Genomic DNA, 13112 nt, shown 5'->3' with positions numbered 1-13112 from the left:
TAGGAGTATTTTATGGTTACCCGCAGGGGTTTCCTGACTGGCGCCAGCGTATTTGCTGGCGCCTCGGCCGTTGCGGCCTGTAGCTCGCCTGAAAAACCACAAGCGGCAACCACCGAGGGCGCGTCGACAAGCTTAAAAGGCCAGGTTGTACCCTTTGATGGCCGCCACCAAGCAGGTATTGACACCCCACACCAGGCGCATCTTAATTTGGTTGCTTTTAGCCTGCGTGCGGGAGCTGATCGGGCTGGCATTCGTCGCCTGATGCGGCTGTGGACCGAGGACGCCCGCGCGCTCTGCGCCGGGCAAACGCCCCTGGGCAGCCTGGAACCTGAACTGGCAACCTCGCCGGCCAACTTGACCATAACCTGTGGTTTTGGTGCTCGGCTTTTCGACGTCGCCGGGCTTGCATCACAAAGGCCTGAGTGGTTGCACCCCATTCCGGCTTTTCAGCGGGATCAACTGCAGGAGCAGTGGGGCGAGGCGGATCTGGTTTTGCAGATTTGCGGTGATGATGCAGTGACTCTGAGTCATGCCATGCGCCATATGATTCGCGCAGGTGTGGATTATGTGGCTACACGGTGGATTCAACAGGGGTTTGTTAATGCCCAGGGTGTCCTGGATAAGGATGAGACGCCGCGAAATCTCTTTGGCCAAAAAGATGGCACCATAAACCCGCGTACCGACCAAGAATTCCAGGATGTAGCCTGGATTGATGCGGGTCCGGCCTGGATGCACAATGGTAGCTGTATGGTGGTGCGTCGCATTGCCATGAACCTTGACACGTGGGAAGAGCTGGATCGTGGATCACGGGAGGTGTCGGTGGGTCGTACTTTGGATACGGGTGCTCCGCTAACTGGTGTTTCGGAATTTGATACCGCCGATTTTGCCGCCACCGATTCAGTTGGACTGCCCGTTATTGATCCCGCAAGCCACATGGCGCGATCGCAACCTGCGGAGGGGCATCCTGAACAGCGGATCTTAAGGCGTGTCTTTAACTATGATCTGCCTCCTGATCCAACTTCGGAACAGCTCTCAAATGCTGGTTTGGTGTTTATTTGTTTCCAAAAGAACCCTGACCTGCAATTCACCCCAATTCAAGCCCGTTTGGATGAACAAGATCGCCTTAACCAGTGGATTACTCATATCGGTTCTGCAGTTTTCTTTATCCCACCTGGAACCAACCCTGCAGATTCAGAGGCTGATGAATTCTGGGGAGCCAGACTCCTTGCCAGCTAGGTATACACGGTAGGATATGACAAGACAGTTGACCATCGGGCTTTATTCCTTAACTATTAACGCGCCATCGGTACGGCGCCACATAGTAAATAAGAGATAATGCCCCAGGTATCCGAACATGCCACGGCGATTTTCGCTGCCTTTTTAATGTGAAAGGCAGGGGAGAGCTGGGTCAACTGCGCACCTTGAACTAGTGGACGGCGGCCAGGTATGCCGTTGGTCCACGTGAGCGCACGAAGGAGCGCACATTTCGTGAACACCCCTAATATCGCAGCAGTAAACCTCGTTGAATTTGAGGTTCCAGCAGGTACCGCTATTGGTACTGCCATGCGAGAGCTTGAGCTTCCAAACAAGGGCCCAGAGGCCATCGTTTGTGCCAAGGATGCCGAAGGCAACCTGAAGGATCTGTCCCACGTCCCAGCTACCACTGCAAAGTTCACTGCAGTGCCAGCCAATACCCCAGACGGTCGCGCTGTAATCCGCCACTCGTGCGCTCACGTGATGGCACAGGCCGTGCAGGCAGAATTCCCAGGCACCAAGTTGGGCATTGGTCCTGCCATTGAAAACGGCTTCTACTACGACTTTGATGTCGCAGAACCCTTCACCCCAGAAGATCTCAAGACCATTGAGAAGCGGATGAAGAAGATCATCAAGACCGGCCAGAAGTTTGAGCGCCGCGTTTATGAGTCCGCTGAGGCTGCAGCTGCAGAACTTGCCAATGAGCCTTATAAACTTGAGCTGATTCAGGATAAGGGCAATGTTGACCCCAACTCCGATGAAGCAACTGAGGTTGGCAGCGGAGAACTGACCGCCTATGACAATGTCAACCCTCGCACCAATGAAGTTGAGTGGTCAGATCTCTGTCGCGGACCTCATATCCCAACCACTCGTTATATTCCAGCATTCGCATTGACCAGGTCTTCTGCTGCCTACTGGCGCGGCGATCAAAACAATGCTGGTCTACAGCGTATTTATGGCACTGCGTGGGAGGACAAGGAATCCCTCGATGCCTACCAGACCATGCTTGCTGAGGCTGAAAAGCGCGATCACCGCCGTCTAGGCACTGAGCTTGACCTCTTCTCATTCCCTGATGATCTTGGCTCTGGCTTGCCAGTATTCCACCCCAATGGTGGCATCGTGCGCAATGAGATGGAAGATCACTCCCGTCGCCGCCACATCGCTGCGGGTTACTCCTTTGTGAACACCCCACATATCACCAAGCAGGATCTCTACGAGCGTTCCGGCCACCTGGGCTTCTACAAGGATGGCATGTTCCCTCCAATGCAGGTGGACGCGGAATATGACGAAGAGGGCAATGAGACCAAGCCGGGGCAGGAGTACTACCTCAAGCCCATGAACTGCCCAATGCACAACCTCATCTTTGATTCTCGTGGACGTTCCTACCGTGAGCTGCCCCTGCGTCTTTTTGAGTTTGGTACCGTCTACCGCTATGAGAAGTCCGGCGTTATCCATGGTCTGACTCGTGCGCGTGGCTTCACCCAGGATGATGCTCACATCTACTGCACCGAGGATCAGCTCGAAGCTGAGCTCACCTCCGTTTTGGACTTTATCTTGTCCCTGCTGCGTGACTATGGCCTCGATGATTTCTACCTGGAGCTCTCCACCCGCGATCCTAAGAAGTCTGTGGGATCTGATGAAATCTGGGAGCGTTCCACCGAAATCCTGAGCCGTGTGGCAACCAACTCCGGCCTGGAGCTCGTTCCAGATCCAGAGGGTGCTGCATTCTACGGTCCTAAGATCTCCGTTCAGGCTCGTGATGCAATTGGTCGTACCTGGCAGATGTCCACCGTGCAGTTGGACTTCAACATGCCAGAGCGCTTCAACTTGGAATACACCTCCTCTGATGGATCCAAGAAGCAGCCAATTATGATTCACCGCGCGCTCTTCGGCTCCATCGAGCGTTTCTTCGGTGTGCTGCTTGAGCACTACGCTGGCGCTTTCCCAGCATGGCTTGCTCCACACCAGGTCATGGGCATCCCAGTGGCTGATGATTGCATTCCACACCTGGAGGCAATCTCTGCAAAGCTGCGTGAAAAGGGTATTCGCGCCGATGTTGATACCTCTGATGACCGCATGCAAAAGAAGATCCGTAACCACACCACCGGCAAGGTTCCTTTTATGCTGCTAGCCGGTGCTCGTGACGTAGAAGCAGACGCGGTAAGCTTCCGCTTCTTGGACGGCACTCAGGTTAATGGTGTGCCAGTCGATGAGGCTATTGCGCTGATCTCCAGCTGGATTGGCGATCGCATTAATGAGCAACCAAGCGAGGAAACCATTGCAGCCCGCAGGTAATTCCAGCTCAGAAACTGCCATAGAGCATCAGGTTTATGTTGATTCCGGCGTGGGTACTCCAGATCGTCTCGAACGCATTTGGGCACCCTACCGGATGAACTACATCAAAACCCGCCCCGCCAGCGGCGATGCTGCTGGTGGTGCTGCGGGGGATGTAAAGGCAGTTATAAGGGATCCTTTCCTCGAGGTTCCTAAAATGAGCGATGAGGATGGCCTCATTGTTGCTAGGGGTACAACAGTATTTTGTGTATTGAACCTGTATCCCTATAACGCCGGACATATGATGGTGGTGCCTTTCCGCAAGGAAAGAAACTTGGAGGATCTTACCCCTGAGGAATCAGCGGAGCTGATGCTCTTTGTCCAAACTGCCATCAAGGTTGTCAAAAAGGTATCCACACCAGATGCCGTCAATGTTGGTCTCAATCTTGGCAAAGCAGCGGGTGGATCAGTGGGGGATCATTTGCATGTGCATGTGGTTCCCCGCTGGTCGGGCGATTCCAATTTTATGACCGTTATTGATGGCACCAAGGTTTTGCCTCAAACCTTGCGTCAAACACGTGCGCTGCTTGCCAGTGCTTGGGGCGAACTTGAGGATGCGCCAGGAGTTAGTGATCCCACCTTGACGTCTCCCATCCAGACAGCTTCACCTAAGGAGAACTAATGCTGGGAGTACATGGCCGCAAGCCGGCGCAAGTGATTGTGGAACCAGTAGCTAAATTCATGATCAAATTGGGAGTAACTCCCAATCAACTAACGGTGGTTAGTGCGATCCTTACAGCTGCTGTGGCAATTGTGCTTATTCCTACCGGTCACTTGGTCTGGGCTGCGATCTTGACGGGGCTTTTTGCAGCCTTCGACATGATTGATGGCACTGTGGCCAGAATGCAAGGTGGTGGCACTAAATTTGGTGCCACCTTGGATGCTACTTGCGATCGCCTCACCGATGGTGCTCTTTTTGGTGCCATCACCTGGTGGTTGTTCTACTCCTATGGCGCACCAAAAGCACTGGTAGCAGCATCATTGGTATGTCTAGTTGCTTCCCAAGTGATTTCCTATGTCAAAGCTAGGGGTGAAGCCTCTGGATTTACCATGGATGGTGGCCTGGTGGAACGCCCTGAACGTTTGATCATCAGCTTGGTTGGCTTGGGGCTTACCGGCTTGGGCGTTCCTTATGCCATCGATGTGGCTTTGTGGGTTTTGGCAGTAGGCAGTGTGTTTACCGTGATCCAAAGGCTAGTGATGGCTGGAAAGTCTCCACTGGCCAGCGAGCACACCAAGGCTCCAGCAGGTGCTAAGGCTGATTATTCGGACCTGAGCGGTACGCATTAACAACAAGGACAAAAGCGGAGGTGCCAGCGTATGAACACCAACCAAACTAACCTTGGCGAAACCCTAGCGGCGCTAGGTTATAAGGCCGGTTGGCGTTTTGTGCGGCTACTTCCCCCGCGGGTAGCGAAATCGCTTTTTAATTATGGTGCTGACCTGGCCTCTCATAAAGGGGCCGGGATGGATCAGTTAAGAGCCAATCTCAGTAGGGTAGTTGGCCCGGAAAACGTCACCCGCGAGCTAGTGCGCGATTCCATGCGCAGTTATGCCCGTTATTGGATGGAAGCTTTTCGGCTGCCCGCAATTGCCGGCGACCCAGACCTGCAGCAGCAATTACATGCTGGAGTCCGCGGACTTGAACACCTTGATGCCTCCATCGCTGCCGCTAAAGGCGTTATTTTAACGCTGCCACACTCCGGAAACTGGGATATGGCTGGCACCTTTTTGGTCAATTATCACGGCAGTTTTACCACCGTCGCCGAAAGGCTCAAACCCGAAAGCCTCTTTGAGGCCTTTGTGGAATTCCGCGAATCCCTAGGCTTCGAGGTAATTCCGCTCAGCGGCGGGGAGACCCCGCCTTTTAAAAAGCTTAAAAGCACGCTTGTCGACGGAGGCATCGTGTGCCTTATGGGTGAACGCGATCTCCGCCAATCAGGAGTAGAAACCACCTTTTTTGGTGAGCAAACCTCCATGCCCGCCGGACCTGCACAATTAGCAATTGAAACCGGAGCAGCCCTGCATGTGGTGCACTCGTGGTTCGAGAAAGATGGTTGGGGATTAAGCGTTTCCTCGCCTGTAGAGGTAGATAATCTCAGCTCCACGGTGCAGCGCATCGCTAGTCTTTTTGAGGGAAATATTCGCCAGCATCCCGCGGACTGGCATATGCTTCAGCCCTTGTGGTTTGACGATTTGGACCCGCAACGCCGCCACAAAACCCAGCCAAAAAAGGAGATTTAATAGGTGCGTATTGGAATGGTATGCCCCTACTCTTTTGATGAACCTGGGGGAGTTCAAGCACACATCCTTGATCTGGCGCAGGTATTTATTGATCAAGGCCATAGTGTGAGTGTGCTTGGTCCATGTAGTCCAGAGACAGCAGTGCCAGACTTTGTCGTCAAGGGTGGTGCCAGTGTGCCGATTCCTTATAACGGTTCGGTGGCACGCCTAAGTTTTGGCCCCCGCATGGTGAAAATTGTGCGTGCGTTTATCCGCGATGGTGATTTTGATGTGCTGCATATTCATGAGCCCAATTCGCCGAGCTTTTCCATGGCAGCGCTCTACTTTGCCGAAGGTCCCATTGTTGCTACTTATCATGCCTCCAGTAGTGGCTCAAAAATATTGAAAACCTTCTTGCCGATCCTCAATCCGTTGCTGGAGAAGGTACGCGCTGGTATTGCCGTCTCTGAAATGGCACGCCGTTGGCAGGTGGAGCAAGTAGGTGGCGATCCGGTTTTGATCCCCAATGGGGTACATACCCGCGCCTTCGCGCAGGCCTGGACTAGCGCCGGCGTTGGAACGTCGAAAAGCGCTCAAGATCCCTTGGAGCTTGTTTTCTTAGGTCGAATCGATGAAGCGCGCAAAGGGCTGGATATTTTATTAGCGGCCCTGGAGCTGGTGGAACGTCCGCTGCGCTGCACGGTTATTGGTGGCGGAACCCCGCGTGAGCAGGCGGGAGTGCACTATGTCGGGCGTGTTAGCGATGCTGAAAAGGCCGAGATTCTGGGGCGCGCCGATATTTATGTGGCCCCCAATACCGGCGGCGAGAGCTTCGGCATTGTGCTCGTTGAAGCCATGGCAGCCGGATGCGCGGTGATTGCCAGTGACCTTGAGGCGTTTTCGCTGGTTGTGGACGCTGAATCCGAGCATCCCGCCGGTCTGCTTTTTAAAACCGGATCTGCCCCCGAGCTTGCCAGCAAAATACAGCTGCTTTGCGACGACGCGCAGTTGCGTTCCGAGCTGATTGCTGCCGGCGCGCACAGAGCTAGCATTTTTGATTGGGATACCGTGGCAGCCCAGGTGATGACCGTTTATGAAACAATCTCAAATTCCAAGGTAACGCTGTCATGATGGTAGTTTATGTACTCCTTGCCATGGTGCTCACTGCGCTGGTGTTATGGGCATATTTTACGGCTCAGCGGCTAAATAGGCTGCATATTCGCACCGACTCTGCACGCCAAGCTCTCCAAGCTGCACTTGATCGACGCGCTGCACTGGCTGGAGCATTGTTGCCAGGCACTTTAGAACTGGCCCGGCGCGCTGAAGCAATTCCGCTGGTGTATTCGCGCTTTGAGGATCGCGCAAGGGTAGAAAGGGAAGTATCCGGAGTGATTTTGCGCCAGCAACAGCCGGTCCCAGAACCTCTCATTGATGCTGCAACCCGGGTGGAGTTAGCTCATCGTTTTTATAATGATGCCGTTTCTGACACCCGTGACCTGCGCACTCGTTATGCCGTGCGGATATTCAGACTCGGCGGAACAGCGCCTTTGCCAGAGTATTTTGAATTGCTTGATACCGACATGGTGGATTAAAAAACCTCTCAGCCATTTGATGGCTGAGAGGTTTTTGCTTATTTAACGTTATTTGCAATGGCATCTGGATCATAGGGCTGGCCCATGGTCAACAGTGCGATATAAATGATGACGATGAGAACCACAATGATCAAAATGGAGCGCACAGGGTGGCGCACCAACTGAGCCAAAATCTTGTCAAAAATATTTCCTGGGGTTTCCTCCGGAGTACTAAACCTCCAGCCACCTTCCAAGATACCCTTCTTATCTGCCCACAAAGTGAAGGGGAAGGCAGCCCATGGAATGAGGGAAACAACAAGTCCCATAAGTCCCTGGGTGAATGTCCACTTATTATTTACCCACACGGTGATGGTGATTGCAGCAAAGCAGAGGAATCCAAATCCATGGATGCCACCAGCGATTGGAACCACCGCTTCGGTTACTCCGCTGTATTTCAAAATCATGCCAATAATCAACAATGTCCAGGTGACCATCTCTAGGAGAGCGGCGCCACGGTGAAGACCTTTAGGTGTCATGAACACCTAGGCTATCGCAAAAAGGTGAGTAACACGCCACCGGGTGGCCACTGCATACTAGGCTTTGTGAGTAACCTCACCATAACAGTTTGTGATGGTGGATATGCAAAAGAAAGCGAAAACTTAGTGAAGTCCATTGAATACATTTTGAATTTGGAAGAAATAGACCGCGATATCTACCGCGGTCCAGTTGTAGAGTCCGTCCTTGCCCGCACCTTTGGTGGGCAGGTTGCTGCCCAAGCCTTGGTAGCAGCAATCCACACTGTGGATGATGAATACACTGCGCACTCCCTCCACGGTTATTTTGTCGGCCCTGGAGATCCCACTAAGCCAGCCATCTATATGGTTGATCGTCTGCGTGATGGTCGGAGTTTTTGCACCCGCACGGTTCGCGGTATTCAAGATGGCGAAGTTATTTTCAGCATGCAAGCCAGTTTTCACCGCGGTGACAAAGGCATTGAGCATATGGATCAAATGCGTAAGGTTCCAGGCCCGGATGAGATTAAAGGCACCGTTGCAAGGCTGCCGCTCAGTAACCGTCGTCTGCTTGATGAATGGTCCGAATGGGATATTCGTGTGGTGCCGCCAGCAGAATTGGAGCCAAACGAACTCACCGCAACCGAACAGGTGGTGTGGATTCGTTGTAAAGCACAGCTGCCTGATGATCCCACCTTCCATCAGTGCACGCTGACCTATATGTCTGATATGACATTGTTACATGGATCTTTAGGCCCACACCCCGGCGAAGAAGTGCAAATGGCCTCACTTGACCACGCAGTGTGGTTTTTACGACCTTTCCGGGTAGATGAATGGTTGCTTTATGATCAGCGTTCACCTTCAGCTGCTGATGGCAGGGCATTAACTCATGGTCGACTTTTTAATCAAAAGGGTGAACTTGTGGCCATTGTCAACCAAGAAGGCTTGACTCGTTATTTGCGTGACGGTGCTCAGAGTATCCCTATGAATGCTCAGAGTATCCCTATGAAAGAGCAGTAGCTTTTAGTCACTAAAGGTTTAGCTTTAAAAACTGCCTACCTTTAGGATTTCGCGATTGACCATTGCGTATACTCGAAACAGTTCCAACTACCAACTCCGCTTCCAGAGAAGCTGCCCCGGCTTCGCCACTACAGATTGAATAACCTCGCTCCCACCTTCTACAGGCGGTAGAGACGAGAGATATCATCCGTGAAAAACTCGGTGTTTTCGCTGGTGGTTTATGGAAGATAGACGACGAAAGGGAGCATATGTCAGGCCACTCCAAATGGGCTACCACCAAGCACAAGAAGGCAGCTAACGATGCTAAGCGCGGCAAGGAATTTGCCAAGCTGATCAAGAACATCGAAGTTGCAGCACGTACCGGTGGTGGCGACCCTTCAGCCAACCCAACTCTTGATGACATGATCAAGAAGGCCAAAAAGGCTTCTGTGCCCAATGACAACATCGAACGTGCACGTAAGCGTGGCTCGGGCGAAGAAGCTGGTGGCGCAGACTGGGCCACCATCATGTACGAAGGTTATGGCCCTAACGGTGTGGCAGTCCTCATTGAGTGCTTGACCGATAACCGTAACCGCGCAGCAACCGAGGTTCGTACCGCCATGACCAAAAATGGTGGCAACCTCGGCGAGTCCGGCTCCGTCTCCTACATGTTCACTCGTACCGGTGTTGTCACCGTACAAAAGGGTGAACTCACCGAAGATGACGTCCTCATGGCAGTACTCGAAGCAGGTGCTGAAGAAGTAACCGATACCGGCGAGCTTTTTGAGATCACCTGTGCACCAACTGATATGCCTGCAGTGCGTGCAGCTTTGACTGAAGCTGGCATTGAAGTTGAAGATTCCGAATCTGATTTCCGTGCATCTGTAGAGGTTCCACTGGACGCTGAAGGTGCTCGTAAGATCTTCAAGCTCGTCGACGCTTTGGAAGATTCCGATGACGTACAAAACGTTTACACCAACATCAACCTCTCTGATGAGGTTCTTGCTGAGCTAGAAAACGACTAAGCATCACGTCGATTTTCCCGCGAAACCCCGCATTATCTGTGCTTAAACGCAGGCAATGGCGGGGTTCTCGCAATTGTGTGCTAAAAATGGTGGAAGGAAGTGGTACGCAGAATTCTGCGTTACCGGGTGCTGTGAGAATGGATAAACGCAAATGAACCATGAGGGACTAAGGGTGATGGGGATTGACCCAGGCCTAACTCGCTGTGGACTTTCCGTTGTCCAAGCCGGTCGTGGTCGCACCGTTTATCCAGTCTCCGTAGGAGTGGTACGTACACCCTCAGAAGCAGAATTAGCCGAACGACTGCTGCGCCTTAACAAAGCAGTGGGCGAGTGGATGGATGAATACAGCCCCGATGTCATTGCCATTGAAAGAGTTTTTGAGCGTGGCAATGTCTCCACAGTAATGAACACCGCACATGCGGTGGGTGTACTGATTTTGGCAGCTGCAGAACGTGGTCTACCAGTGCATATGTACACCCCCAGTGAGGTGAAAAAGGCCATCACAGGCAATGGTCGCGCAGATAAGAAACAAATGACGGTGATGATCACCAGAATTTTGGGTCTGGCAGAAGCTCCAAAACCTGCCGATGCTGCCGACGCACTAGCCCTGGCAGTATGTCACTGTTGGCGAGCGCCGATGCTGATGCGGGCCAAAGTCTCTGTTAAAGAATTGGAAAACCACCGACGCCAGCAACAGGGCAGACTTGGCAAAGCTAAATCGGTATTTAACTCCAAACAGGCACATAGCCCTGAGCAATAACCAGATCTACCTTTGATAAACCTTTAAGCTGCATATTTCTAGAATTCAGGAGAGTTTTCATGATCGCTTCACTCCGTGGCACCGTTATTAATATTGGGCTGAGCTCTGCGGTAATTGAATGCCAGGGAGTTGGCTATGAGGTAACCACCACCCCCAATACCTTGTCGCGCCTTATCAGAGGTGAAGAAGCACTAATTCTTACCACCATGGTGGTACGTGAAGATGCCATGAAGCTTTATGGATTTATCGACAATGAATCCCGCGAGATGTTTGCAGTGCTGCAAACGGTGTCTGGTCTTGGCCCCCGGCTCGCCTTGGCTTGCGAATCAGTGTTGAGTCCATTGGAAATCGCCCAAGCAATAGGCAATGGTGATTCTAAGACCTTGCAAAGGGTGCCTGGTGTGGGCAAGCGAATGGCAGATCGTTTGATTGTCGAGTTAAAAGACAAGGTAGCTGCCTTTAGCGCTGGAGTGGTTGACCCCAACCAGCCACAGCTTTCACTAGGCGATACTCCAGTTGCGTCGGTAGTAGTGGTTGAACAAGTCACTCAAGCACTAATCGGATTAGGCTTTAGCGAGAAGCAATCAGAAGAAGCCGTCACCTTTGTTCTTAGTGTTGATCCTGGCCTAGACACCAGTGGCGCGCTGCGTGCCGCCTTGGCGAAACTCAGTGGAAAGTAGGCGGGGCTTAAAAGATGTCAGATATTGAGAAGACGGAATTTGAAATTCCCGGTGGCATTCCACCACGCCGCAATGGTGGTGTAGGCCGTGCACTTGATGCCAGCGTGGAAGCCAATATCTTGCCTGATGAGCATGAAGCTGAAACCACCCTGCGCCCAAAGTCCCTCCAGGAGTTTATTGGCCAGCCGAAGGTTCGTGATCAGCTCAGTTTGGTACTAACCGGAGCCAAAAAGCGCGGCGTCGTCCCAGACCATGTGTTGCTGTCTGGTCCACCCGGCTTGGGCAAAACCACCATGGCCATGATTATTGCCCAAGAGCTGGGCACCAGCCTGCGCATGACCTCTGGCCCTGCTCTTGAACGTGCTGGTGACTTGGCAGCGATGTTATCCAACCTTATGGAGGGTGATGTCCTATTTATTGATGAGATCCACCGCATTGCGCGCCCGGCCGAAGAAATGCTCTATATGGCCATGGAAGATTTCCGCATCGATGTCATCGTGGGCAAGGGACCAGGCGCTACCTCCATTCCACTAGAAATTCCACCATTTACCTTGGTGGGAGCAACCACTCGCTCGGGCATGCTCACCGGCCCCTTGCGTGACCGCTTCGGCTTTACCGCCCAAATGGAATTTTATGATGTTGCAGACCTCACCAAAGTAGTCAAGCGCACCGCCAAGATCCTCAACGTCGGCATTGATGATGACGCCGCGGTAGAAATTGCCTCACGTTCCCGTGGCACACCTCGTATTGCCAACCGCTTGTTACGTCGTGTCCGCGACTTTGCAGAGGTCCATGCCGATGGACACATCAATATGGGTGCAGCTAATGCAGCACTGATTGTTTTTGACGTTGATGAGTTGGGCTTAGACCGCTTGGACCGTGCGGTACTAGATGCACTTATCCGTGGACATGGTGGTGGGCCGGTAGGTGTTAATACTTTGGCGGTCGCAGTTGGTGAAGAAGCAGCAACTGTGGAAGAAGTATGCGAACCCTATTTGGTGCGCGCCGGGATGATTGCCAGGACTGGACGTGGGCGAGTGGCTACTGCAACAGCATGGCGACACCTTGGTTTGGAGCCACCAGAGGGCACCATCGGAGATTATTAAATGGGCTGCTAGTACACCCGGGCGAGAAGATTTAGCTATCGTCTGGCAAACTAGCTAAGCATGGACATCCTGTTTCTGATTATTCTCCTTGCCATCCTTATCATTCCCTCATTTTTGATGAGCCGCCGTCAGCGCGCCAAGATGTCGGAGATTCATAAACTGCAGGAATCATTGGTGCCCGGTGATCGGGTAGTTACTACTTCTGGACAGCACGCAACCGTGGTAGCAACCACCCCGGAAACCGTTGATCTGGAAATCGCACCAGGTGTGCGCAGCACTTTTGAGAAGCTCGCTGTGGTTCGTATTTTGACCAAGGCAGCAGCACCACAGATTGTGGCTGAGGAAAACCTTGAACGCGATATCGAAGAAGATAATGATGGTCGTGGTCAGGGGCACCCTGAAAATCTCTAGATAATATGGACACCTTCGGGTGGGATTAATAAAATCCTGCCAGGAAGGTGTTTTCTTTTGGCCTATTGGCTGAAAAATTCTTGCGGGTTGCTACCACTGAAAAAAGAGTGGGGACTCACAGGGACATCCCAATGCAAAACAACACCGATGGCGTACCATATTCGACGGTAAGCGCCAGAAATTTTTTAGCTCACCTCGGAGTTCTTCCGGGGTGCCGTGACTGCAGGTAACCCCTGG

General features: G+C 52.5%; 14 protein-coding genes. 13 read left to right on the top strand and 1 reads right to left on the bottom strand.

All coding sequences use genetic code 11. From position 1 onward, the window contains the following. Positions 1-12: 12 nt before the first annotated feature. The 7 genes from H924_RS07985 to H924_RS07955 all read left to right on the top strand — a co-directional run bounded on the left by H924_RS07985 (position 13) and on the right by H924_RS07955 (position 7403). Positions 13-1236, top strand: a complete 1224-nt coding sequence (locus H924_RS07985) for a Dyp-type peroxidase (protein ID WP_015651455.1) — start codon at positions 13-15, stop codon at positions 1234-1236. Between the two features lie 210 nt (positions 1237-1446). After that, positions 1447-3549 carry a threonine--tRNA ligase gene (gene thrS, locus H924_RS07980; protein ID WP_404825318.1) on the top strand — a complete coding sequence of 701 codons (2103 nt, stop codon included), beginning with the start codon at positions 1447-1449 and terminating at the stop codon, positions 3547-3549. A gap of 94 nt (positions 3550-3643) precedes the next feature. Then, a complete protein-coding gene (locus tag H924_RS07975) occupies positions 3644-4210 on the top strand; it encodes an HIT family protein (protein WP_155862009.1) in 567 nt (188 codons plus the stop codon). Next, positions 4210-4878: a phosphatidylinositol phosphate synthase gene (gene pgsA, locus H924_RS07970; RefSeq protein ID WP_015651452.1), complete on the top strand. Its 669-nt coding sequence runs from the start codon at positions 4210-4212 to the stop codon at positions 4876-4878. Before H924_RS07975 ends, pgsA begins: the two co-directional genes overlap by 1 nt. 30 nt (positions 4879-4908) lie before the next feature. Continuing rightward, entirely contained in the window at positions 4909-5832 is a 924-nt protein-coding gene (locus H924_RS14175) for a phosphatidylinositol mannoside acyltransferase (RefSeq protein WP_015651451.1), read from the top strand. Positions 5833-5835: 3 nt separating this feature from the next. Beyond that, a complete protein-coding gene (locus H924_RS14170; RefSeq protein ID WP_015651450.1) occupies positions 5836-6942 on the top strand; it encodes a glycosyltransferase family 4 protein in 1107 nt (368 codons plus the stop codon). After that, a complete protein-coding gene (locus H924_RS07955; protein ID WP_015651449.1) occupies positions 6939-7403 on the top strand; it encodes a hypothetical protein in 465 nt (154 codons plus the stop codon). Before H924_RS14170 ends, H924_RS07955 begins: the two co-directional genes overlap by 4 nt. Positions 7404-7441: 38 nt before the next feature. On the opposite strand, the gene H924_RS07950 is transcribed toward H924_RS07955, so the two are convergent. Continuing rightward, positions 7442-7918 carry a DUF3817 domain-containing protein gene (locus H924_RS07950; RefSeq protein ID WP_015651448.1) on the bottom strand — a complete coding sequence of 159 codons (477 nt, stop codon included), beginning with the start codon at positions 7916-7918 and terminating at the stop codon, positions 7442-7444. Positions 7919-8044: 126 nt separating this feature from the next. On the opposite strand from H924_RS07950, the gene H924_RS07945 reads away from it, so the two are divergent. The 6 genes from H924_RS07945 (at position 8045) to yajC (ending at position 12875) form a co-directional block, all read left to right on the top strand. Then, positions 8045-8914 (top strand): acyl-CoA thioesterase, encoded by an 870-nt coding sequence (locus tag H924_RS07945; protein WP_015651447.1) that lies wholly within the window; start codon positions 8045-8047, stop codon positions 8912-8914. Between the two features lie 248 nt (positions 8915-9162). Further along, positions 9163-9918, top strand: coding sequence for a YebC/PmpR family DNA-binding transcriptional regulator (locus tag H924_RS07940; protein WP_015651446.1), 756 nt, complete (start codon positions 9163-9165; stop codon positions 9916-9918). Positions 9919-10069: 151 nt separating this feature from the next. Continuing rightward, a complete protein-coding gene (gene ruvC, locus H924_RS07935) occupies positions 10070-10678 on the top strand; it encodes a crossover junction endodeoxyribonuclease RuvC (protein WP_029703212.1) in 609 nt (202 codons plus the stop codon). 59 nt (positions 10679-10737) lie between these two features. Continuing rightward, complete coding sequence (gene ruvA / locus H924_RS07930; RefSeq protein ID WP_015651444.1) at positions 10738-11358, top strand: Holliday junction branch migration protein RuvA; 621 nt, start codon at positions 10738-10740, stop codon at positions 11356-11358. Positions 11359-11372: 14 nt separating this feature from the next. Beyond that, positions 11373-12464, top strand: a complete 1092-nt coding sequence (gene ruvB / locus H924_RS07925) for a Holliday junction branch migration DNA helicase RuvB (protein ID WP_015651443.1) — start codon at positions 11373-11375, stop codon at positions 12462-12464. A gap of 60 nt (positions 12465-12524) precedes the next feature. Next, positions 12525-12875: a preprotein translocase subunit YajC gene (gene yajC / locus H924_RS07920; protein WP_015651442.1), complete on the top strand. Its 351-nt coding sequence runs from the start codon at positions 12525-12527 to the stop codon at positions 12873-12875. Positions 12876-13112: the final 237 nt, after the last annotated feature.

The organism is Corynebacterium callunae DSM 20147, assembly GCF_000344785.1.
In the GTDB taxonomy this organism is placed as follows: domain Bacteria; phylum Actinomycetota; class Actinomycetes; order Mycobacteriales; family Mycobacteriaceae; genus Corynebacterium; species Corynebacterium callunae.
This window is presented reverse-complemented; position numbering and strand designations above follow the sequence as displayed.

Excerpts from the sequence above, each read along its gene's own strand:
- H924_RS07985 (WP_015651455.1), top strand. The coding sequence starts at position 13 with ATGGTTACCCGCAGGGGTTTCCTGACTGGCGCCAGCGTATTTGCTGGC.
- H924_RS07950 (WP_015651448.1), bottom strand. The coding sequence starts at position 7,918 with ATGACACCTAAAGGTCTTCACCGTGGCGCCGCTCTCCTAGAGATGGTC.
- H924_RS07975 (WP_155862009.1), top strand. The coding sequence starts at position 3,644 with ATGAACTACATCAAAACCCGCCCCGCCAGCGGCGATGCTGCTGGTGGT.
- yajC (WP_015651442.1), top strand. The coding sequence starts at position 12,525 with ATGGACATCCTGTTTCTGATTATTCTCCTTGCCATCCTTATCATTCCC.
- H924_RS07940 (WP_015651446.1), top strand. The coding sequence starts at position 9,163 with ATGTCAGGCCACTCCAAATGGGCTACCACCAAGCACAAGAAGGCAGCT.
- H924_RS07955 (WP_015651449.1), top strand. The coding sequence starts at position 6,939 with ATGATGGTAGTTTATGTACTCCTTGCCATGGTGCTCACTGCGCTGGTG.
- H924_RS14175 (WP_015651451.1), top strand. The coding sequence starts at position 4,909 with ATGAACACCAACCAAACTAACCTTGGCGAAACCCTAGCGGCGCTAGGT.
- thrS (WP_404825318.1), top strand. The coding sequence starts at position 1,447 with ATGCCGTTGGTCCACGTGAGCGCACGAAGGAGCGCACATTTCGTGAAC.
- ruvA (WP_015651444.1), top strand. The coding sequence starts at position 10,738 with ATGATCGCTTCACTCCGTGGCACCGTTATTAATATTGGGCTGAGCTCT.
- ruvC (WP_029703212.1), top strand. The coding sequence starts at position 10,070 with ATGAACCATGAGGGACTAAGGGTGATGGGGATTGACCCAGGCCTAACT.
- pgsA (WP_015651452.1), top strand. The coding sequence starts at position 4,210 with ATGCTGGGAGTACATGGCCGCAAGCCGGCGCAAGTGATTGTGGAACCA.
- ruvB (WP_015651443.1), top strand. The coding sequence starts at position 11,373 with ATGTCAGATATTGAGAAGACGGAATTTGAAATTCCCGGTGGCATTCCA.